Annotated in this window: 17 protein-coding genes; 7 read left to right on the top strand and 10 right to left on the bottom strand. The window is 47.0% G+C overall.

Annotated elements, in window-relative coordinates:
* Positions 1 to 39 precede the first annotated feature (39 nt).
* The 8 genes from Q3C19_RS03660 to uraH form a co-directional block, all read right to left on the bottom strand.
* The gene (locus Q3C19_RS03660) at positions 40 to 1,590 is read right to left on the bottom strand and encodes a DUF4836 family protein (RefSeq protein WP_302727288.1); all 1,551 of its coding nucleotides are present in this window, start codon (positions 1,588 to 1,590) and stop codon (positions 40 to 42) included.
* 25 nt (positions 1,591 to 1,615) lie between these two features.
* Entirely contained in the window at positions 1,616 to 2,314 is a 699-nt protein-coding gene (locus tag Q3C19_RS03655; RefSeq protein WP_302727286.1) for a 16S rRNA (uracil(1498)-N(3))-methyltransferase, read from the bottom strand.
* Between the two features lie 39 nt (positions 2,315 to 2,353).
* A complete protein-coding gene (locus tag Q3C19_RS03650; protein ID WP_277120245.1) occupies positions 2,354 to 2,917 on the bottom strand; it encodes a bifunctional nuclease family protein in 564 nt (187 codons plus the stop codon).
* A gap of 10 nt (positions 2,918 to 2,927) precedes the next feature.
* Positions 2,928 to 4,190: an MFS transporter gene (locus tag Q3C19_RS03645; RefSeq protein ID WP_302727284.1), complete on the bottom strand. Its 1,263-nt coding sequence runs from the start codon at positions 4,188 to 4,190 to the stop codon at positions 2,928 to 2,930.
* A 421-nt stretch (positions 4,191 to 4,611) separates the two neighbouring features.
* The gene (locus Q3C19_RS03640; RefSeq protein ID WP_302727282.1) at positions 4,612 to 5,793 is read right to left on the bottom strand and encodes a class I SAM-dependent rRNA methyltransferase; all 1,182 of its coding nucleotides are present in this window, start codon (positions 5,791 to 5,793) and stop codon (positions 4,612 to 4,614) included.
* A 9-nt stretch (positions 5,794 to 5,802) separates the two neighbouring features.
* On the bottom strand, positions 5,803 to 6,453 hold the full coding sequence (locus Q3C19_RS03635) for a 3'-5' exonuclease (RefSeq protein WP_022162079.1): 651 nt from the start codon (positions 6,451 to 6,453) through the stop codon (positions 5,803 to 5,805).
* Positions 6,454 to 6,468: 15 nt separating this feature from the next.
* Positions 6,469 to 7,053, bottom strand: a complete 585-nt coding sequence (locus Q3C19_RS03630) for a DUF5063 domain-containing protein (protein ID WP_302727280.1) — start codon at positions 7,051 to 7,053, stop codon at positions 6,469 to 6,471.
* Positions 7,054 to 7,212: 159 nt separating this feature from the next.
* Entirely contained in the window at positions 7,213 to 7,626 is a 414-nt protein-coding gene (gene uraH / locus Q3C19_RS03625; RefSeq protein WP_022162081.1) for a hydroxyisourate hydrolase, read from the bottom strand.
* Positions 7,627 to 8,340: 714 nt separating this feature from the next.
* Here uraH and Q3C19_RS03620 point away from each other — a divergent pair.
* The 3 genes from Q3C19_RS03620 to trxB are packed head-to-tail and all read left to right on the top strand — an operon-like array spanning position 8,341 to position 12,567.
* Entirely contained in the window at positions 8,341 to 10,881 is a 2,541-nt protein-coding gene (locus tag Q3C19_RS03620) for a DNA translocase FtsK (protein WP_302727278.1), read from the top strand.
* A gap of 36 nt (positions 10,882 to 10,917) precedes the next feature.
* Positions 10,918 to 11,571: a LolA-like putative outer membrane lipoprotein chaperone gene (locus Q3C19_RS03615; protein ID WP_302727276.1), complete on the top strand. Its 654-nt coding sequence runs from the start codon at positions 10,918 to 10,920 to the stop codon at positions 11,569 to 11,571.
* A gap of 54 nt (positions 11,572 to 11,625) precedes the next feature.
* Complete coding sequence (gene trxB / locus Q3C19_RS03610; RefSeq protein ID WP_302727274.1) at positions 11,626 to 12,567, top strand: thioredoxin-disulfide reductase; 942 nt, start codon at positions 11,626 to 11,628, stop codon at positions 12,565 to 12,567.
* 150 nt (positions 12,568 to 12,717) lie between these two features.
* On the opposite strand, the gene Q3C19_RS03605 is transcribed toward trxB, so the two are convergent.
* Both Q3C19_RS03605 and Q3C19_RS03600 read right to left on the bottom strand, forming a co-directional pair.
* Positions 12,718 to 13,419 carry a Crp/Fnr family transcriptional regulator gene (locus tag Q3C19_RS03605; protein ID WP_071149991.1) on the bottom strand — a complete coding sequence of 234 codons (702 nt, stop codon included), beginning with the start codon at positions 13,417 to 13,419 and terminating at the stop codon, positions 12,718 to 12,720.
* Positions 13,420 to 13,619: 200 nt separating this feature from the next.
* Positions 13,620 to 15,809, bottom strand: a complete 2,190-nt coding sequence (locus tag Q3C19_RS03600) for a glutamine synthetase III (protein ID WP_022162086.1) — start codon at positions 15,807 to 15,809, stop codon at positions 13,620 to 13,622.
* A 120-nt stretch (positions 15,810 to 15,929) separates the two neighbouring features.
* Here Q3C19_RS03600 and Q3C19_RS03595 point away from each other — a divergent pair, with 120 nt between their 5' ends.
* The 4 genes from Q3C19_RS03595 (at position 15,930) to Q3C19_RS03580 (ending at position 21,760) form a co-directional block, all read left to right on the top strand.
* Entirely contained in the window at positions 15,930 to 18,140 is a 2,211-nt protein-coding gene (locus Q3C19_RS03595; protein WP_302727347.1) for a DUF5686 family protein, read from the top strand.
* Between the two features lie 201 nt (positions 18,141 to 18,341).
* The gene (rpsA, locus tag Q3C19_RS03590; RefSeq protein ID WP_302727272.1) at positions 18,342 to 20,132 is read left to right on the top strand and encodes a 30S ribosomal protein S1; all 1,791 of its coding nucleotides are present in this window, start codon (positions 18,342 to 18,344) and stop codon (positions 20,130 to 20,132) included.
* A gap of 84 nt (positions 20,133 to 20,216) precedes the next feature.
* Positions 20,217 to 21,152, top strand: a complete 936-nt coding sequence (locus Q3C19_RS03585) for a ribonuclease Z (RefSeq protein WP_022162089.1) — start codon at positions 20,217 to 20,219, stop codon at positions 21,150 to 21,152.
* Between the two features lie 53 nt (positions 21,153 to 21,205).
* Positions 21,206 to 21,760, top strand: coding sequence for an RNA polymerase sigma factor (locus tag Q3C19_RS03580; protein WP_302727269.1), 555 nt, complete (start codon positions 21,206 to 21,208; stop codon positions 21,758 to 21,760).
* Positions 21,761 to 21,797: the final 37 nt, after the last annotated feature.

The following is a 21,797-nucleotide window of genomic DNA, read 5'->3' as shown; positions in this document are numbered from 1 at the left end:
GTTCGTTGACAGTTGACGCTCTATAGCGTTAGTGTCGGCTTACATGCCGGCAAACTGTCTTGCGAAGTTGACGATTTGTTTAAGTGAATTGACTTCTTTATTCTTCATTTTCAAGCTGAAGTTTGCTTTCTGTATGTCTCCTGTCACTTCCAGATAAGTAAGGTTGTCGCACAGCGAGAGGGCGGAGGCAGCTTGTTGTCCACCGAATTGTGCCAGCATCTTGACTACCGGTAAAGAGCAGATAGACTCAATATTGATGATAAAGGCCATGTTCTTTCCTTTGATTTCGGATGCGTATTCGGCTTTGGCGGCAGAAGGATCTGATGCTTTACCGATGCTTTTGTAAAGCAGTTCATCATTGGTTGCATAGAACGTCTTGTCCTTTATGCCGAAGAATACGTTCAGCTTACGCGATTTGTACACATATTCGTTCTCGTTCAATCGGATGATGTCAGCACCTCGTTGCAGACCCAGTTCGTTCTTCTTTTCATAAAGAGCTTTCAGCACATCGTTGTTCTTGGCCTCGGCATAAGCCAGGAAGGCCGGAGCATTTTGCATGGTGACGTTGATCAGTCCTATGGTTATGTCGTTCTGAAAAGCATCGAAAAAGACTTTCAGGTCGTTGAACTGCTTCATGGATATGCTCTTCTGGAAATCTTCGTTTTCTTGCAGGTATTTGAATACTTCTTCTCCGTTGATGCCCATGCTGAACAATGCCAGTGAGGATTGCGGGAAATATTTCAGCAGATTGTTCTGGATAGGGCGTGTTGTAGCTTTGGCCTGTTGTTCCAGCTTTTTCCTCAGTTCATCATTATTGGTATACCATTCGGCTTCAAAGTTTATTTCTCCCTTTTCAAAGCTTAGGCTGCCCAGCAGGAACATCTCTTCCCAGTTCTCGCTGTTCGGCAGTCTTTGTTTCATCATCTGGGCATAGCTGTTTGACAGTTCGTTCAGGGCAATGAATACGTTGATTTCGCCATTCTTCTTCATGGCCTTCTTGAAACCTTCGCTGTTGGCAATGCTTTGTTCGGCAGTCTGCTTCAATAGGTTGCTGACTTGGCCTTTTGCGTTTTCCAGCTGTGCCTCTCCGCTATAACTTACCATGACAAGTGCGGAAGGGGTGAAGGCCAGTATGGCCTGATTGCTGAGTGTGGCGTAGCGGTATCCGTCGCCTTCTGCAACAGCGGAACTGATTTGTTCTTTTTCTGTCACTTGAAGCAGATTCTCCAAGTCATCTTCATTGCTGACTTTAGCTACCAGGGCAGCTTTCATATTGGGAGTATTGAACAGGTAGACTGGCGATTTCAGGTCGATACCTGCTTTATTCGGATCTTTCAGCACCGTTTCCAGCTGTTGGAAAGTGGCTGCATTCATTTCGTTTTTCAATACGTCGGTCAGCTTCTGCAGAGCTTCCTTGTTTTCTTTATCGCCTATGCCGGCTTTTTCACCCAATGATTTGAGGTTGAGTGCTACTACCGATGTGGCATCGGCAGGAATAGCGTTGGTGTACTCCGTTGTTTTGGAACATGAACTGATAAATGCTATCAGTATCGCTAAAACCGATAAATGGAGAAATAAACCTTTTTTCATATCGTTAAAGTGTTAAAAGTGAATATCATTGGTTTTCCAGATTCAATATATGACAGGCTACCAGTGCTGCTGTTTCTGTCCTTAACCTTGAGCGTCCCAGGCTGATAGGCTGAAATCCTTGTCCGATAGCTTTTTCTACTTCTTCCTCGCTGAAGTCGCCTTCCGGACCTATCATCACCAGTGCATTCTCGCCTTTTCGGATGATGTCTTTTAACAGGGGCTTTTCTCCTTCATAGCAATGTGCAATGAATTTCTGTCCGTCGAAAGGCTGGGTAATGAAGCGGTCGAAGTCGGTCATCTCGTTTAGCTTTGGCAGGCGGGCTTTAAGCGACTGCTTGATGGCGGAGATAAGAATCTTCGAGATACGTTCGGTCTTGATAACCCGCCTCTCCGAAAAGCGGCAATTCAGGAAGGTAAGTTCGTCGAATCCTATCTCGGTGGCTTTCTCGGCAAACCACTCTGTGCGGTCCATATTCTTGGTAGGTGCCATGGCAATGTGCAGATAGCCACTCCAAAGCGGTTCTTGAGCTATAGTTTCCAGTACTCGTACCAAACAGCGTTTGTTGGTAGCGGTACTGATTTCGGCACGATAGAAGTTGCCTTGTCCGTCGGTAAGCATTACTTCGTCGCCTGTTTGAAGACGCAATACCCGTATCGCATGAGCTGCTTCTTCTTCAGGAAGTTCGTTACTGTTTTGTATGTCTGGTGTGTAGAATACGTGCATGTTCGAAATGTTATATTGTATGTGATAGCGCTGAGGTGCCTACATCTTTTTGCGTTGATTGATTTGGTCGCGCAGTTGGGCGGCACGTTCGTAATTCTCGTTTGCTATGGCTTCGGCCAGGGCTGCTTTCAGTGACTCTATGTTTTCTTCTTTGGGTTGCTCGTCCTGTAGTGGAGCCTCGGAGAAGAAATCCGAGCGTATTCCCTCATCTTCCAAAATATCTTCATACACATAGATCGGTGCATGCATTCGCAAAGCCAAAGCTACGGCATCGCTTGTACGCGCATCCATTCGCATGAAGGTGTTGTCCGATTTGAAGTAGACATACGAGTAGAATACCCCATTGTTTACATGATAGATGAGGACTCGCGCCAACTTGACTTTCAGTGTTTCGAGTACGGAAGCAAAAAGATGATGTGTCAGGGGGCGTGGAGACGTGATGCCTTTCAGCTCAATGAGCATGTATTGAGCTTCGCTGGTACCGATGATAATGGGTAACTGGCGATCACCGTTTATTTCGCCCAATACCAAGGCGAAAGCTCCAGCCTGCTCCTGGCTGTTGGATATGTTCAGAACTTGCAGTTCTATTTTCTTTCTGTTCATTCCGTTACGGTTATAGTTGTTCCGGCCGGTGTTTATATTTGAAGGCAAATGCGAATACAACGGCTACTACCAGTGCATAAGCGGCAAAGGTATACCATGCATATTGCCATTGTTCGATTTGCGGGGCTTCGCTGTTGAAGTCGACAAAATGATTGACTACAGCTTGTGCTCCCAATGTACCGATGGTTGCACCGAATCCGTTGGTCATGATGACAAACAGACCCTGGGCGCTCGACCGTATGCCTTTGTCTGTCTCACGGTCAACAAACAGAGAACCGGATATATTAAAGAAATCGAATGCCACTCCATAGACGATCATCGAAAGGATAAACATCCATACGCCGCTGCCCGGATTGCCAGCACCGAACAAACCAAATCGGAGTACCCAGGCAAACATGGCAATCAGCATCACATACTTGATACCAAATCTTTTCAGGAAGAATGGGATCAGCAGTATGCAGAGTGTTTCGGATATTTGTGACAATGAAATCAGGATATTGGCATGCTGTACACCGAAGGTCTCGGCATATTCGGGGATGCTTCCGAAGCTGCTGATGTAGGGGTTGGCAAATCCGTTTGTGATTTGCAGCGATACGCCCAACAGCATGGAGAATATAAAGAAGATAGCCATCTTTTTCTGTTTGAACAATGTGAAGGCACGCAGTCCCATTGCTTCTGTAAGTGATTTGCTTTCGCCTCCTTTATTGACAGGACAGGCAGGGAGGGTCAGTGCATAAACGCCGTATACCAGTCCGATAAGGGCACAAGCGAAGAACTGGCCGTAATTGTTCTGAAGTCCCAATATATCTACCATCCACATGGAGCAGATGAATCCGATGGTACCGAATATACGGATAGGGGGGAAGTTCTTGATGGTATCAAGCCCGGCTTTGTCCAGTGCCGTATAGGCTACCGAGTTGGAAAGTGCAAGGGTGGGCATATAGAACGCCACACTCAGCGAGTATAAAGTAAAAAGTATGCCGAACTTGACGTCGCTTCCGCTGGTCATGCCATAATAACCTGCCAATGCTATGAATAAAGCCGCTGTAAAGTGACTGAAGCTTAACAGCTTCTGAGCCGGTATCCAGCGGTCGGCTATGATGCCCAGAATGGCTGGCATAAATAGGGAAACGATACCTTGCATGGCGTAGAACGTTCCGATATGTGCTGCTTGACCGACGTTGACCAGATAACTGCCCATGGATGTCAGGTAAGCTCCCCACACGGCGAACTGTAGGAAGTTCATAATGACTAAACGGACTTTGATGTTCATAGTTTTTCTTGTTTTGGATTCTTAAAGATAAACAAATGCTATTTTGTACAGCGTCTTGCAAAGGTACGATACCGGTCGGAGAAATGCAAATAACCTATCACTTTTTTTAGTCTGTCCAGAAAGGGGATTTTTTGATATTTCCGAAGGTTGGAAAAGTGTGCAGAAGCAGCCTGTTTCGTATGCCTGGAAAGGCAGGAATGGAATCTGAAGGGGTATATAAAAAAAGAAGGGTATCTATCCCAGACACCCAATCTTTGTTAACCTTAAATCTAATACCATGAAAAACACAGTGCAAATGTAGAGGTTTTATGCTATACAACATAATAAAACGGCCAAAAAATGCCATTTCTTAACTCTATTTAAGAATAAAGGGGCCGTATAGCCCCTTTTCTGTTATCTTTTTAAATAATCGGATGTTTTTTTATTCTACGTAGAGTACCAGTCCTTTCAGGTATTCGCCTTCGGGATGATAGATGTTGACCGGGTGGTCGGCAGGCTGGGTGAGCTGATGCAAGATGCGTACGCTGCGTCCCGACATGGCGGCTGCGGTGAATACGGCCGTACGGAAGTTCTCCTTGCTGACTGCCTGCGAGCACGAGAAAGTGAACAGGATGCCGCCCGGCTTGATTTTCTCGAATGCTTTCACGTTCAGCTTCCGGTAGCCCTGGAGTGCGTTGCGCAAGGCGTCGCGGTGCTTGGCGAAAGCGGGTGGATCGAGGATAATGAGGTCGTACTGGTCGCCCATGCGGTCGAGGTACTTAAAGGCGTCTTCGGCATAGGCAGCGTGACGGGTGTCGCCAGGGAAGTTCAGCTCCATGTTCTTGTTGGTCAGGTCGATGGCTTTGGCCGAACTGTCTACCGAGTGTACCAGCTTGGCTCCTCCACGCATGGCGTAGACCGAGAATCCGCCGGTGTAGCAGAACATGTTCAGTACATTGCGGCCCTTTGCATAGCGTTCCAGCAGGGCACGGTTTTCGCGTTGGTCGACGAAGAAACCAGTCTTTTGTCCTTTCAGCCAGTCGATATGGAACTTCAGGCCGTATTCGGTAGCGATGTTGTCCGTGCTGCCTCCGCGCAGAAATCCATTTTCAGGGAAGAGGTCGGCTTTGAAGGGCAGTGTCGTTTCCGATTTGTAATAGATGTTGTCGATCTGGTTGCCCATCATTTCGGCCAGTGCTTCGGCTATGGTCATGCGTTCCAGGTGCATTCCTGCAGAGTGGGCCTGCATGACGGCGGTCCGTGCATAAATGTCTATCACCAGTCCGGGCAGGTTGTCGCCTTCGCCATGTACCAAGCGGTAGGTGTTGTTGTCGGGTGCTTCGGCAATGCCGATACTGCGGCGCATGTTGTAGGCTATCTGCAATTTCCGTTTCCAGAAATCGGTGTCGATCGTTTCGTCCTGATTGAATGTCAGTACCCGTACGGCGATGCTGCCTATTTGCCAATGGCCTTTGGCTATGAATTCGTTCTTCGAAGTGTAGATCTCTACTACTTCGCCTTCTATCGGCTCTCGGTCAATGCGGGCGATGGCGCCGGAGAATACCCAAGGGTGAAAACGTTTCAGGGATTCTTCCTTGCCGGGTTTCAGATATACTTTATACATGGATTTATTTTAATTAGTTCGGTTTTCGGGTTCTGTGCTGTCGGCTGGCGGGGTGTCGGGGGCTATTTCGAAGTCGCCCGTCCGTTTCAGTTCCTGCAGCTTGTTGTAGATGTTGAGGCATGCCCAGGCGTCGGTTGCCGCGTATTGTTGCTGGGGAAGCGTCAGTACGTCGGCTTCCCAGTTGGACAGGCGTTGGCTTTTGGATATCTTTTCTCCGAACAGGATGCCGTAAATCTTCTGCAGGCTTTTCTCCTGAATGCCGAAGGGGCGTACAAACTCTTGCAGCTCGATGCAGGAATGTTGTTCGAAGGGGGCACGCTTGTGCAGCATCATGAAGTCGTCTTTCAGCGAGAGGCCTACTTTAATGATGTTGGGATTTTCCAGCAGCAGAATGACGGGCAGTGTGAGGCCTGTCAGGTTCAGCCGGAAAAGGAAGCAGTGCTCGTCCGAGGCGATTTGCAGCAGTGCCACTTTGTAGACGTGGCCTTTGGTGAACGAGGGGCGTGTTTCGCTGTCGATGCCCAGCAGCGGGCAGGTCTTCAGGTAGGCTACGGCTCGTTCGGCTTCTTGTGGAGTTTGTACAACGTGTATCTGGCCGGGGAAGAGGGCTTTGGGCATGTCCTGTAGCTCCTCTTTATTGATCGTTCTTTTGATTACCATAATTACAGCTTGCAGTTAAAGGGTGTGTTCGGTGTTGTAGTCGAGGTCGTCAGTCTCGTCCGACGGATTTTCGTCTTCACTGTCTGCTTGCGCATACTTCACGTCGTGCAGTGCGCGCAGGGTGTTCACCAGCTTTTGTCCCCAGTAGAGGGCAAAGTTCTCCTGACAGATGGCCAGGGCGTCGTTCATGGTTTCGTTCAGTCCCAGCTGGAAGACGAAGATGAAGTCCTTGATGTCCTGATAGATGTCGGCCAGGTCTTCGGAGATATATTTGGTGATGGGTTGGTCGCTGTACTTCATGTCCGACACGAATACGTCCAGGTAGTCGTCCTTTTCGCCCAGTATGTCAGCCAGGTTCATGCGTACTATTTCGTATGTCTCTTCCGTGACAAAGTTCTCCGGCATGTCTTCGCCCATCATTTCGCATTTGGGCATCATGGAGGCTTTGAGGTAGAGCAATGGCAGTATTTTTAAGGATGTATCGACGAATGTGGCGCGTTTCATGCCCTCGGCCTGCTCCAGAAATTTACAAAATTCGGCAGCCACGGTTACAAATTCCACTACATTGCGGTCGAATATCACTTGACTTTCTTTTTTCATATCTTTTTAGATTCGAAGCATTAGTCTGCTTATGTTTGGTTTGCAAAGATAGGAAAAAGGTTTGTTTCTTCCTAGAAAAAGTGTGTGATATACTCCTTTGCAAAGGATGTACGGATCATGTGACGGTGTGCGTGGCTGCCGGTAGGATGGCGGGGCAGGTCAGCTGCCCCGGTAAGTGGAATATCCGTAGGGCGAAAGGGTGATGGGGACGTGATAGTGGTTGTTGTCCCTGATTTCGAATACCACTTCGATGAAGGGGTAGAACGTAGATTGCTTCTGTGCCTCGAAGTAGGGGGCCACGTGATAGGTCAGCTTGTAGATGCCTGCGTGGTCGTTTCCGTCTCTTTCCAGGAAGTCTTTCACCCGGCCGTCTTTGTCGGTCAGTTTTTCGTCTACTACGGTCCATTGGGCATCTTTGTCCTGCTTCGACAGGGTGATTCTGACTCCGGGAGCAGGCTGTCCCTGGTTGATGTCGAGGATGTGGCTCGATAGCTGATACTCTTTTGTCTGGCCGAAGGCTGTCAGGATGCTGACGAGCACGGCGGTTGCAAATAAATAGATACGTTTTTTCATGGTCGGTTGGTTTAAATGAAATGAATAATGGTTTGGGTGACAAAGATAATATAAATTGTAATCATTACAAATCTGATTCTTTTTTAGAACTTCTTTTTCCGTTTTATTAAGGCTTTTACTGATATTTTTCGATGGGCCAACTGCCGGTTTCGGCATCTGTCGGATGGACGGAGTGTGTGTCTGTTCCGTTAAGAATATTCTTAGGGCGATAGACTGCTCTATGAGTTCGTTTAACCAATTGATTTAGAGTGTATTTTAGGGTCGTAATCAACCTATACGACTTAGACACCCTAAGTATACGACCGAGGGTATCTAAGTATACGACTGAGGGGGCCTAAGTATACGACTGTGATAGCCTTCCAGTATTGACGGGGGGACGATGTAAAGGAAAATTGCCTGTCGGCCTTGTTCGGGAATCTACGGGCTGTCTGGGCTTGAGTGGTGTGCCTGCCAAACTGATGGCCGCTTTACATGCAGAGTTCAGCCCGCCGCCGATGTCGGGCAGCGAGAAAAACTATTCTTTAGTTCCCGAATTTATAGTTTATTTATTACTTTTGCACCGAACTTAAAGGGCTGTTTGGGTACAGATCTTCTCCGTACGGAGCTAGGGAAGTGCCGGTATCGGCTGCTCCTTTTGCAAGGGGGAGCAATGGGCGGTTTGCGGCAAACCCGGGCAGGCTTTTTATACATTATTATAATAGGGAGATTTAATTCATGGCAAAAAAAGGTACAACTAAAGATACGGAGCAGAAACCGACACTGTATCAGAAAATCGTTTCTGCATTCCGAAGTGAGACTATCCGCTTTGTAATAGGACTGGTACTGGTGATTTTTTCCGTCTACTTGTTGCTGGCTTTTTCTTCGTTCTTCTTTACAGGGGCAGCCGACCAGAGCATCATCGACAGCGGCAATGCGCAGGAGTTGGCTTCGGTGAACAATGGAGTGAAGAATTATGCCGGATCGCGTGGGGCGCAGCTGGCCAGCTACTTGATAAACGACTGCTTCGGAGTGTCGTCCTTCTTCATTTTGGTATTTCTGGCCGTGGCCGGACTGAAGCTGATGAAGGTGCGCGTGGTGCGGCTGTGGAAGTGGTTCATAGGCTGTGCGCTGCTGCTGGTGTGGTTCTCCGTCTTTTTCGGGTTTGTATTTATGGACCAGTACAAGGACTCCTTCCTCTATCTGGGTGGTATGCACGGCTATAATGTCAGTAACTGGCTCGTGTCCCAGGTGGGAGTGCCGGGCGTGTGGATGATTCTGCTGTTCACAGCCATCTGTTTCCTTATCTATCTTAGCGCGCGTACCATTATCTGGTTGCGTGGGCTGTTCTCGCTGAATTTCCTGAAGAAAAAGCAGGCAAAGGCAAGTGCCGAAGGCGAGGTGCCCGAAGAGTTTACCGACTCGTGGACCGTCAAGGGCAAGCGTAAGGCCGTGAAGGAGGCCCCTGCATCCGTGCCCGAGGAAGCTGAAGCGGCAGACAACCACGTGGCAGAAGCGGCAGAAGATGCTCCGCGCCACGAGGAAGAACATGCTACCAAGGAATCTGAAGACAATCAGATAACATTGGACTTAGGCGGTAGTCATCCGGAGGAAAGACGTCAGAAGCGGGGCGACGATGAAGTGACAATGACCATCGAAACGCCCGAACCCGAACCGGCCGAACCCCAGCACAAGGCCGAAGCTGCCAAGGAACCGGGCTTCGAAGTAGAGGCTGGAGAGGACGAAGAGGAATACCACGGTCCGGAGCTGGAGCCTTACAATCCGCGCCTTGACCTGGAGAATTATCATTTCCCGACAATCGACCTGATGAAGCACTACGACGACAATGGGCCTACCATCGACATGGACGAGCAGAATGCCAATAAGGACAAGATTGTGAACACGCTGCGCAGCTTTGGCATCGAAATCAGTACCATAAAGGCGACCGTCGGACCTACTGTAACCCTATACGAGATTACGCCCGAACAAGGGGTGCGTATCTCCAAAATCCGTGGTCTGGAAGATGATATTGCCTTAAGCCTTTCGGCTTTGGGTATCCGTATTATTGCCCCCATCCCCGGTAAGGGAACAATCGGTATCGAGGTGCCGAACTCCAATCCGAAGATCGTATCGGGGCAGAGCATCATAGGCAGCAAGAAGTTCCAGGAATCGACCTACGAACTGCCTATCGCGTTGGGTAAGACCATTACGAACGAGGTCTTCATGGTAGACCTGGCCAAGATGCCGCACGTACTGGTAGCCGGTGCCACCGGTCAAGGTAAGTCGGTAGGTCTGAATGCTATCATCACCTCCCTGCTTTATAAAAAGCATCCGGCCGAATTGAAGTTTGTGTTGGTCGACCCAAAGAAAGTAGAGTTCAGCATTTATTCCGTCATCGAGCACCATTTCCTTGCCAAACTGCCCGATGGAGAAGATGCCATCATCACCGATGTGACAAAGGTGGTACAGACCCTCAACTCGCTTTGTGTCGAGATGGATACACGCTACGACCTGCTGAAGGCAGCACACGTGCGCAACATCAAGGAGTACAATGAGAAGTTCATTAACCGTCGTCTGAACCCTGAGAAAGGACACAAATATATGCCTTATATCGTGGTTGTGATCGATGAGTTCGGTGACCTGATTATGACGGCGGGCAAGGATGTCGAGCTTCCGATAGCCCGTATCGCCCAGCTGGCGCGTGCGGTCGGCATCCACATGATTATTGCTACCCAGCGTCCTACAACCAACATCATTACAGGTACCATTAAAGCCAACTTCCCGGCACGTATTGCTTTCAGGGTGTCGGCTATGGTCGACTCACGAACCATTCTCGACCGTCCGGGCGCCAATCAGCTCATTGGCCGGGGCGATATGCTGTTCTTGCAGGGAGCCGATCCGGTGCGTGTGCAGTGCGCCTTTATCGATACGCCCGAGGTGGCAGAGATTACCAAGTTCATTGCCCGTCAGCAGGGTTACCCGACCGCCTTCTATCTGCCCGAATATGTGGACGAGAATGCCGGTGGCGATTTGGGCGATGTGGATATGGGACGCTTGGATCCGCTGTTCGAAGATGCAGCCCGTCTGATAGTTGTTCACCAGCAGGGCTCTACCTCGCTGATTCAGCGTAAGTTCTCCATTGGTTACAACCGTGCAGGACGCATTATGGACCAGCTGGAGAAAGCGGGCATTGTGGGGCCGGCCCAAGGCAGCAAGCCCCGTGAGGTATGCTGCATGGACGAAACCGATCTGGAAATGCGGCTGAACAATCTGCAATAATCGCTTGTTTTCTTTTCTTTAGTTCTTTTATTGGATATGAGTTTGAACAGAATGCGAATCAATATCTTCCTGCTTGTCGTCCACATGCTGTTGCTGACGTCCCTGTCGGCATACTCCCAGCAGACGCCGACAGAGGCAGAGACAGTCATGAACCGAACAGCCGAGGCTTTCCGCCAGGCAGGGGGGATCAAAGCAACGTTTACGGTGCGTGCCCGCGAGGGAGTATCAGAAGGTACCATTTACCTGAAGGGAGAGAAGTTTGTCCTCGAAAGCGCAGGAGTGAAAACCTGGTTCGACGGTCGTACACAGTGGAGCTATGTGGCTTCGAACGACGAGGTGAACATCACGGAGCCTACTGCGGAAGAGCTTCAGTCGTTGAATCCTTATGCCTGGCTGTACATGTACAAACAAGGCTATAAACTGAAGATGGGTAAGAATAACGCAGCAGGAAAATCGGCCTATGAAGTGGTGATGAATGCTGCCGATCCGCATCAGGACTTGCAGTGCATCATCCTGTATGTGGCGAAAGACACCTACCGCCCTTTGAAGATAAGCATGGCGCAGCGCGGAGGGAAAAACGCGACACTGATTGTTGTGAATGACTTTCAGACGGGGCAGTCCTATCCGGACCGGTTCTTCACCTTCGACAAGAAAGCATATCCGTCGGCCGAGGAGATTGACCTGCGCTGATGTATGTAACAGAGTGAGATTATGAAACGTTTTTATCGTAAATAAAAATACAATATGGAAACAGAAAAAGTAAGATGCCTGATTATAGGCTCCGGTCCTGCCGGATATACAGCTGCTATTTATGCCGGTCGTGCTAACCTGTCGCCGGTGTTGTACGAAGGCTTGCAGCCGGGTGGACAATTGACCACCACTACCGATGTGGAGAACTTTCCCGGTTATCCGGAAGGAATCAGCGGTCCGCAGCTGATGGAAGACCTGCGCAAGCAAGCCGGCCGCTTCGGGGCAGACTTGCGCTACGGTGTAGCTACTTCGGCCGATTTAAGCCAACGGCCTTATAAAATAACAATCGACGAAGAAAAAGTGATCGAAGCCGAAACCCTGATTATCGCTACGGGTGCAGCTGCCAAATATCTGGGCCTGGAAGACGAGAAGAAATATGCGGGCATGGGTGTAAGTGCCTGTGCAACGTGCGACGGTTTCTTCTACCGCAAAAAGACGGTTGCCGTAGTAGGCGGTGGCGATACGGCTTGTGAGGAGGCTTCTTATCTGGCCAGTCTGGCATCGAAGGTCTATCTGATTGTCCGTAAGCCTTTCCTTCGTGCCTCTAAAATCATGCAGGAACGTGTGATGAATAATGAGAAAATAGAAGTACTCTTCGAGCACAATGCTGTAGGTCTGTACGGCGATAATGGCGTAGAAGGTGTGCACCTGGTAAAACGCATGGGACAACCCGATGAAGAACGTTACGACCGTGCCATTGACGGATTCTTCCTGGCTATCGGCCATGAACCCAATTCGAAGATTTTCAAGCCCTATCTGGATACAGACGAAGTAGGCTATATCCTGACCGAGCCGGGTACACCGCGTACCAAGTTGCCGGGCGTGTTTGCAGCCGGCGATGTGGCCGATCCTCATTATCGTCAGGCTATTACCGCTGCTGCCAGTGGATGTAAGGCAGCCATTGAGGCTGAACGCTTCCTCCAGTTGGGAGAATAAAATACAGACCGGTTTATCTGCTAAAGTTCACTTCATGCGGATAAACCGGTCTGCTGATATGTTTCATAGAAAATACTAGTGCTTTTTCTATAGTTAGGAAAAAATATTTCTCTAACTGGAAAAAGATTTTTCTCCAACTGGGGAAAAATATTATCCGATTTTGCTGATCTTTTTCAGCTTCTCTTCATCGATGATTTTTATTTTCCGTCCGTCGATGGTGATAAGGCGTTCGGTTGCGAATTGCGACAACGTACGGATGGCGTTTGAGGTAGTCATGTTGGATAAGTTGGCTAAATCCTCACGCGAGAGATAGATACTTAAGGTGGAACCATCTTCTTCCAGTCCATAACTTTCTTTCAAGAAGAGCAGCGATTCTGCCAGTCGTCCACGAATGTGTTTCTGAGTCAGGTTTACTGTGCGTTCATCGGCAATACCCAAATCGATAGACAGCTGTTTGATGAAAAACATAGCCAGATTGTTGTTTTGTGTCACCAATGTCATGATGGCACTCATGGGTATCAGGCAGATGATGGACGGTTCGAAAGCAGTAGCAGCAGTAACGTAGTCTTCTTTGGCAAAGTAGGCGCGATAACCGAAATATTCAACAGGCTTGATCATGCGGATGATCTGGCTTCGTCCTCCTACGCCATCTTTATATATTTTGACTTTTCCGGTCAACAGACACATTAGGTAGGCGGGGCTTTCTCCCTCACAATAAATCACTTCGTTCTTTTTGTAGTTCTGGAGTGTAAAGTGGTTTGAAAGGAACTCCCGTTGCTCCTCATTCAGAGGCGACCACATATCGGCTATTAGTTCCGGAATATTTATATCTGATAAGTTTATTTTCACCATACTGCTGCAAAGCTGTGTTCTACAGCACAAATGTAGGAAGAAAAAATTAAATATTACGCATTTGTTGGAAAAATGTGCAAGGTTTTTTGTAAAGATTCTATTGAAAAGTAGAATTGCTATAGAAAAACAGGCTGGACATTCCTGCTTTTGTAGGGCAGGATATCCAGCCTGTATTGTAAAAAAATAGAATATCCGGTTTCTTATTTTGTGAATAAAAGTTCCCTATATTTGGGCAATGGCCATATCTCGTCGTCTATCTCCATTTCCAGACGGTCGATGTGGTCGCGAATGCTTTCCAGATACGGACGTACATTCTCTTCATAAGCGAAAGCTCTATCTTTGTAGTTATCCATGTGGTTGGCTACTTTGCGTGCCTCGGTCATTTCGCGTACTTGCATCTTGATGGCTGTAACTCTTCGTGAGATTTCGCGTATCAGTTCCTTGCGGTCGGCACTGAGTTCTTCGTATTCTTCGGGGGAGAATGTTTCGCGTAGTCCACGCAGATTTTCCAATAACCGGTTCTGGTAGCTGACAGCTGTGGGCACAATGTGATTGATGGCCAGGTCGCCCAACACACGGCTTTCAATCTGAACTTTCATCGTAAATTTCTCCAGTTCTACTTCCAGACGGCTGGCTAACTCTGTTTCGTTGAATATGTGTTCACCAATCAGAACTGCTTTGGCCTGGTTGTCCATATAGCGCATCAGAGCTTCGGGCACATGGCAGATGTTGGTCAGACCACGTCGGGCAGCTTCCTGCTTCCATTCTTCCGAGTATCCGTCACCTTCGAATCGGATGGGTTCGGAAGCAATGATGGTTTCCTTGAGAATGCGGAAGATGGCTTCTTCTTTGCTGCTTCCTTCTTCCATGGCTTTGTCTATCGAGGCCTTGAATTCGTTCAGCTGGTTGGCCATGGCTGCGTTGATGGCGATCATGGCTGCAGCACAGTTGGCTGACGAACCTGCAGCTCTGAACTCGAAACGGTTTCCTGTGAAAGCAAATGGAGAGGTGCGGTTGCGGTCGGTAGTATCCAGTAATATTTCGGGGATACGGCCGATGCCCAGTTTCAGCGTTGTCTTCTCTTCGGCTGTCATCTTGCTATTGCTTATCTGGCGTGTGAATTCGTCAAGAATGCTGCTTAATTGTTTGCCTAAGAAGATGGACAGAATAGCGGGAGGTGCTTCGTTGGCTCCTAAACGATAGCTGTTCCCTGCGCTGCTGATAGAGGCGCGCAACAGATCCTGGTTTTTGTAGACCATCATCAGGACATTGACCAGGAATGTGAGAAACAGCATGTTGCTTTTGGGGTTTTTGCCGGGAGCAAACAGGTTAATACCCGTATCTGTACACAACGACCAGTTATTGTGCTTACCGGAACCGTTGACCCCGTTGTAGGGCTTCTCGTGCAGTAACACGGCGAAGTTGTGCTTGCGGGCAATTCGCTTCATCAGGTCCATTACCAGCTGGTTGTGGTCGTTGGCCAAGTTGACGTTCTCGAAAATGGGCGCTAACTCGAACTGGTTGGGAGCTACTTCGTTGTGACGGGTTTTTACGGGAATGCCTAATTTGTGGCACTCTATCTCCAGTTCCTTCATGAAGGCTGTCACTCTTGGGGGAATAGAGCCGAAGTAATGGTCTTCGAGCTGCTGGTCTTTGGCCGACGAGTGTCCCATGAGTGTACGCCCAGTCAGGCAAAGGTCGGGGCGGGCATTGTAGAGGGCCAGATCGACCAAAAAGTATTCCTGTTCCCATCCTAAATTGGCAAATACTCTAGTGACGTTTTTGTCAAATAGCTGACATACTTCGGTTGCGGCTTTATCTACGGCAGCAAGAGCTTTCAGCAAAGGTGTCTTGTAGTCCAGGGCTTCTCCTGTATAGGATATAAAGATGGTAGGAATACAGAGGGTGGTATCTACCACAAAAGCCGGTGACGATACGTCCCATGCGGTATATCCGCGTGCTTCGAATGTGTTACGGATGCCCCCGTTGGGGAAAGATGAAGCATCGGGCTCTTGCTGGATAAGCAGTTTGCCTGAAAAGCGTTCGATCACTTCAGCGTCTTCGCCGAACTCGATGAATCCATCGTGCTTCTCGGCTGTTCCGTCGGTCAATGGCTGAAACCAGTGGGTGTAGTGGGTTACATTCAGCGATTTTGCCCAGCTTTTCATTCCGTTGGCAATTAAATCTGCCATTTCGCGGCTGATGGGAGTGCCTTTTTCTATGGCATCTGTAACCGCTTTGTAAGCTTCTTTAGGCAGATATTCCTGCATTTTTTTTCGGTCGAAAACGTGGCTGCCGTAATAATCGGACAGCTTGTTTGAGGGGATTGTGACTTCCAGAGGACGGCGATTGGCCAGCTCCTGTAAAGCAAAAAATCTCATTTTTGACATAGTTGCCTTCTCTTTTTGTTGGTTGTTTGGCTGCAAAAATACACCTTTTTTTCTATATTTGCCCCTGTCTATAATAAGATATTACGGGTGAAACGTTTAATATATATATGGATTGAATTTATGGTGCTGCTTTTGATTGTTGCGGAAGCGGCAGCAAAAGACATCTCTAATATATACGGTAAACGTGGCGTTTCAGCCGATTCGATTATGGAAAAAGTTATCTTCTTTGCCCCATTTTATGAGAGTATAGTAAACGAATATCGTGCAGAACTGTATATAAAAGGAAGAGTCAATATCCGGAAAAAGAATCATATAATTCGTTTTTTACCTACAATGTTCCGGATACGGAAGGGGGTGAACGAATATATGATGGAGACTTACAGTGATCTGCATTTTACGGCTCCGGATATTTATGACCAAAAGGTAAAGGCTGGTGTGGGTACTGCTTCGGAATTTTGGGAAGCTGACGGCCGGTTGTTGGAGTATTTTCATATTAATATCTATTCGTCTACGTTGCTTTACGATAAATTGCTTTCGCCTTTGGCTAGCAATGCGAAAAAATACTATACCTATTATATTGATTCGATAATGGGACCGGAGTTTAACCGGCAATATAAGATTCGTTTTATTCCTAAAAGCAAGAGTTTCCAGCTGGTTGGTGGCTATATGGTGGTTAGCGATAACGTGTGGAGTGTTCGTGAGATCCGTTTTGCCGGTCGTTCCGAGATGTTTCGCTTCGATAATCTGTTGCAGTTGGGGGAAGTGGGAGCACCAGATGAGTTTCTACCGGTTCGCTACATGGTAGAAGGTTCTTTCCGTTTCTTGGGGAATGTAATAGATGGCAGCTATACAGCTTCGCTTAAATATAGTGAGATATCTCAAAAGGATACCGGTCGGGAGGTCGAAGAGCAGAAAAAGGAAAAGTATGATCTGACAGAATCTTATACGTTGAGTAATGATACGAATGCTTATCAGCGTGATACGGCTTATTTCAACTCGTTGCGTCCTATACCGTTGACTCAGCATGAGCAGTCGTTGTATCAGGACTATTTTTTGCGGCGCGACACGGTGGGGGTAACGAAAAAAAAGTTGAATAAGAACCTGGAGTTTTGGGGGCAGATTGGTGATGCATTGATCAGTCGGTATACGGTCAATCTGGATAAACTGGGTAGTGTCAGATGTTCTCCTTTAATCAATCCTTTTTTGCTGAGTTATAGTGGATCGAACGGAATTTCGTATCGTCAGGAATTCAAATACAACCGTTTGTTTCCTGGTGACCGTCTTCTGAGAATAGTGCCCCGGATCGGTTATAACTTTAAGCAAAAGGAGTTTTATTGGAGGGTAAGGAGTGACTTTGATTATTGGCCTCGTAAACGGGCTGCTTTGCATATAGAGGTTGGTAACGGTAACCGCATTTACAGTAGTGATGTATTGGATGATTTGAAGGCTATTCCTGACAGTCTGTTTGATTTCAATCAAATTCATCTGGATTATTTTAATGACTTGTATCTGAATGTGGAGCATAGTTGGGAGATAGTTAATGGACTGACATTGGACGTAGGTTTGTCAATCCACCGTCGTACAGAGGTCGAACGTTCTAATTTTGATATTGTGTTTCCCGATACGCCTCCTACACGTTTGGTCAGTGATGGTCAGTCGTATCTTCCGGGGTTTGATCCGGAAATACTGAACAAGTTTCGCCATACCTATAACAGTTTTGCGCCAAGAGTGCGCTTAACCTGGAAACCGGGACAGTATTATTATATGAATGGAGACCGTAAAGTGAATCTGCATTCCAAATATCCTACTGTGTCGGTTGATTGGGAGCGTGGAATAAAAGGAGTGCTTCAGAGTTCAGGAAGTTATGAACGGGTTGAAGTCGACTTTCAGCACAATGTACCGTTGGGTTTGATGCGTGATTTATATTTCCGTTTGGGATGGGGAGCATTTACACGGCAGGAAGAACTTTATTTTGTCGATTTTGCCAATCTGCGTCGTTCCAATCTGCCTACCGGTTGGAATGATGATATTGGTGGGGTGTTTCAACTGTTGGATGGCCGTTGGTACAACTCGTCTCGAAAATATGCGCGTGCTCATGCGGTTTATGAGGCTCCTTTCCTTCTTATCAGGCACCTGAATAAATATACGCAATATGTGTTGAATGAACGTTTGTATTTCAATATGTTGTTTGTCCCTCACTTGAATCCTTACTTGGAGCTTGGATATGGCATTGGCACTCATGTCTTTGATTTTGGCGTATTTACAAGTTTTGCCAATTGGAAGTATCAGGAAATAGGTGTGAAGTTTACGTTCGAGCTGTTTAACCGTTAATTATAGAAAGGTGTGATATCATTAATGGTCGAAGTCTCCTTTTTTACGAAGCTCTATTTTTATGGAAGTCTTTAGACTTTTTCTCAATGTTTTTAGATTGAAGTTTTTGTTGTTCAAGAAAATACTATTATCTTTGCGCCCGATTTATTGAGTCAATATAAAGTCTCACTTAATTAACGAGTTAAACAAACAATTTTATTAATGGAAAATTTAAAAAATGTTGCTCCCATTGAAGACTTCAACTGGGATGCGTACGAAAACGGTGAAGCCGTATCAAATGTAAGTCATGAAGACTTGGAGAAAGCGTATGACAATACGCTGAACAAAATTAACGACCGTGAGGTTGTTGACGGTACCGTGATCGCAATGAACAAGCGTGAAGTAGTTGTGAACATCGGTTACAAATCAGACGGTATCATTCCGATGAGTGAATTCCGTTACAATCCGGACCTGAAAGTAGGTGATACAGTAGAAGTATTCATTGAAAATCAGGAAGACAAAAAAGGACAGCTGGTTCTGTCTCACCGCAAAGCTCGTGCTACTCGCTCTTGGGATCGTGTTAACGCAGCTTTGGAAAACGAAGAAATTATCAAGGGTTACATCAAGTGTCGTACTAAGGGTGGTATGATTGTAGATGTATTCGGCATCGAAGCTTTCTTGCCGGGTTCTCAGATCGATGTGAAACCTATCCGTGACTATGACGTATTCGTAGGAAAGACAATGGAATTCAAGGTTGTTAAGATCAATCAGGAATTCAAGAACGTAGTTGTTTCTCACAAGGCTCTGATCGAGGCTGAACTGGAACAACAGAAGAAGGAAATTATCAGCAAACTCGAGAAAGGACAAGTTCTCGAAGGAACTGTTAAGAATATTACATCTTATGGCGTATTCATCGACTTGGGTGGCGTAGATGGTTTGATCCACATCACAGACCTGTCTTGGGGCCGTGTAAGCGATCCGCACGAAGTTGTAGAACTCGACCAGAAACTGAACGTTGTTATTCTGGACTTCGACGATGAAAAGAAACGTATTGCTTTGGGCTTGAAGCAACTCACTCCGCATCCTTGGGATGCTCTCGATCCTAACTTGAAGGTTGGTGATCATGTGAAGGGTAAAGTTGTCGTAATGGCTGATTACGGTGCATTCATTGAAATCGCTCCGGGTGTTGAAGGTCTGATCCACGTTTCTGAAATGTCTTGGAGCCAGCACTTGCGTTCTGCACAGGACTTTATGAAAGTTGGTGACGAGGTAGAAGCTGTAGTATTGACATTGGATCGTGAAGAACGTAAGATGTCTTTGGGTATCAAACAGCTGAAACCGGATCCATGGGAAACTATTGAAGAGAAGTATCCTGTAGGCAGCAAGCACACTGCTAAGGTTCGTAACTTCACTAACTTCGGTGTATTCGTTGAAATCGAAGAAGGTGTTGACGGTTTGATTCACATCTCTGACCTGTCTTGGACTAAGAAAGTTAAGCATCCGTCTGAGTTTACTCAAATCGGTGCCGATATCGAAGTTCAGGTACTGGAAATCGATAAGGAAAACCGTCGTCTCAGCTTAGGTCACAAGCAACTCGAAGAGAATCCTTGGGATGTATTCGAAACAGTATTTACTGTAGGTTCAGTACACGAAGGAACTATCATCGAAATGCTGGATAAGGGCGCTGTTGTAGCTCTGCCTTATGGTGTTGAAGGTTTCGCTACTCCGAAACACCTCGTTAAGGAAGACGGTACACAGGCTCAGTTGGATGAGAAACTGCCGTTCAAGGTTATCGAGTTCAACAAAGATGCAAAACGCATCATCTTGTCTCACAGCCGTATTTTCGAAGATGCTGCAAAAGCTGAAGAAAGAGCCGAAAAGAAGGCTGCTAAGAAGGCTAACAGTAAGAAAGAAGAAACTCCGGTAATCCAGAACCAGGCTGCATCTACTACATTGGGTGACATCGACGCTCTGGCTGCCTTGAAGGAGCAAATGGAAGCTGAAAAGAAATAATCGGTTTTATTGCGTAAATTTTTAAACTAGGATAAGAAGGGCGCTTGTCGAAAAAACAAGTGCCCTTTCTTTTATTGTAACAGGATGGAAAAGTTTGAGCTACATATTTTGGGATGTGGATCAGCACTGCCTACTACACGGCATTTCCCGACTTCGCAAGTGTTGAATGTACGTGATAAATTGTACATGATTGACTGTGGAGAGGGTGCACAGTTGCAGTTTCGTAAATCTCGCTTGAAGTTTTCGAGGCTGAATCACATTTTTATATCCCATTTGCACGGTGATCATTGTTTTGGATTGCTGGGCCTGATTTCTACGCTCAATCTTTTGGGACGAACGGCCGAGCTTCATATTTATTCACCTGTCGGTTTAGAGCAGTTGTTGCAGCCAATGCTCGACTTCTTTAACCATCAGATGACCTATAAGGTGATATTTCATGAGTTTGAAACGAAAGATTCACTTTTGATATACGAAGACCGTTCGATTACAGTAACTACTATTCCTTTACGCCATCGGATGCCATGTTGTGGCTTTATATTTGCAGAGAAGCCTCGCCCCAGTCATATCGTGCGTGAGATGATAGACTTTTATCAGGTACCGCTTTACGAACTGAACAGGATTAAAAACGGAGCCGATTATGTGACGCCCGACGGTGAAGTCATTCCTAACTCCCGCCTGACTCGTCCTTCGGATTTGCCACGGCGTTATGCTTATTGTTCTGACACCTGTTACCTTCCACACCTGGTTTCACAATTGAAAGGAGTAGACCTGTTATTTCATGAAGCGACTTTTGTCAACGCGGATGCTCCCCGGGCTAAAGAGACTTTTCATACCACTGCCGGACAGGCGGCACAATTGGCACGGGATGCGGAAGTAAAGTCTTTGCTGATCGGGCATTTTTCTGCCCGTTATGAAGATGAAAGCTGCCTGTTGGAGGAAGCAAGGAGTGTTTTCCCACATACACGGCTTGCGCAAGAGACGTTGTGCGTACAGGTAGGAGAGACTTTCTTTCAGGCCTGAATTAAACTTTTATTCGGAACAGATGTCTAAACGATAAATATGCATAGATAAATATGAATTCACCTTATAACGAACGCGAGGTGTTGGCACTTTTGCAGGACGAGAGCACACAAAAGCGAGGATTTGAGATGATTGTTGCCAAATACAGCGAACAGTTGTATTGGCAGATCCGTCGTATGGTGCTTTCACACGAAGATGCCAATGATTTGCTTCAGAATACTTTTATCAAAGCATGGACTAATATAGATTATTTTCGGGCCGAGGCGAAAATATCCACTTGGCTCTATCGTATAGCTTTGAATGAATGCCTTACTTTCCTGAACAAGCAGCGTGCCATGTCTACCGTCTCGCTGGACGATCCGGATGCAAACGCTATCGGGCGGCTGGAGAGTGATCCGTACTTCTCGGGCGACAAGATACAGCTGGCTTTGCAGAAGGCTTTGCTGACTTTGCCGGAAAAGCAGCGTATGGTGTTCAATCTGAAGTATTATCAGGAAATGAAGTACGAGGAAATGTCTGAGATATTTGGAACTTCTGTAGGGGCTTTGAAGGCGTCATATCATTATGCCGTGAAGAAGATTGAAAAATTTTTAGAGGATGAATATTAAACCTTCTATCAGAAATACTGTCTAAACATACAGAAAG

The sequence above is a fragment of the Bacteroides sp. ET489 genome, from assembly GCF_030518095.1.
In the GTDB taxonomy this organism is placed as follows: Bacteria; Bacteroidota; Bacteroidia; order Bacteroidales; family Bacteroidaceae; genus Bacteroides; species Bacteroides ndongoniae.
This window is presented reverse-complemented; position numbering and strand designations above follow the sequence as displayed.

Coding starts and splice junctions, on each gene's coding strand:
- Q3C19_RS03660 (WP_302727288.1), bottom strand. CDS start 1,590: ATGAAAAAAGGTTTATTTCTCCATTTATCGGTTTTAGCGATACTGATA.
- Q3C19_RS03655 (WP_302727286.1), bottom strand. CDS start 2,314: ATGCACGTATTCTACACACCAGACATACAAAACAGTAACGAACTTCCT.
- Q3C19_RS03650 (WP_277120245.1), bottom strand. CDS start 2,917: ATGAACAGAAAGAAAATAGAACTGCAAGTTCTGAACATATCCAACAGC.
- Q3C19_RS03645 (WP_302727284.1), bottom strand. CDS start 4,190: ATGAACATCAAAGTCCGTTTAGTCATTATGAACTTCCTACAGTTCGCC.
- Q3C19_RS03640 (WP_302727282.1), bottom strand. CDS start 5,793: ATGTATAAAGTATATCTGAAACCCGGCAAGGAAGAATCCCTGAAACGT.
- Q3C19_RS03635 (WP_022162079.1), bottom strand. CDS start 6,453: ATGGTAATCAAAAGAACGATCAATAAAGAGGAGCTACAGGACATGCCC.
- Q3C19_RS03630 (WP_302727280.1), bottom strand. CDS start 7,053: ATGAAAAAAGAAAGTCAAGTGATATTCGACCGCAATGTAGTGGAATTT.
- uraH (WP_022162081.1), bottom strand. CDS start 7,626: ATGAAAAAACGTATCTATTTATTTGCAACCGCCGTGCTCGTCAGCATC.
- Q3C19_RS03620 (WP_302727278.1), top strand. CDS start 8,341: ATGGCAAAAAAAGGTACAACTAAAGATACGGAGCAGAAACCGACACTG.
- Q3C19_RS03615 (WP_302727276.1), top strand. CDS start 10,918: ATGAGTTTGAACAGAATGCGAATCAATATCTTCCTGCTTGTCGTCCAC.
- trxB (WP_302727274.1), top strand. CDS start 11,626: ATGGAAACAGAAAAAGTAAGATGCCTGATTATAGGCTCCGGTCCTGCC.
- Q3C19_RS03605 (WP_071149991.1), bottom strand. CDS start 13,419: ATGGTGAAAATAAACTTATCAGATATAAATATTCCGGAACTAATAGCC.
- Q3C19_RS03600 (WP_022162086.1), bottom strand. CDS start 15,809: ATGTCAAAAATGAGATTTTTTGCTTTACAGGAGCTGGCCAATCGCCGT.
- Q3C19_RS03595 (WP_302727347.1), top strand. CDS start 15,930: ATGGTGCTGCTTTTGATTGTTGCGGAAGCGGCAGCAAAAGACATCTCT.
- rpsA (WP_302727272.1), top strand. CDS start 18,342: ATGGAAAATTTAAAAAATGTTGCTCCCATTGAAGACTTCAACTGGGAT.
- Q3C19_RS03585 (WP_022162089.1), top strand. CDS start 20,217: ATGGAAAAGTTTGAGCTACATATTTTGGGATGTGGATCAGCACTGCCT.
- Q3C19_RS03580 (WP_302727269.1), top strand. CDS start 21,206: ATGAATTCACCTTATAACGAACGCGAGGTGTTGGCACTTTTGCAGGAC.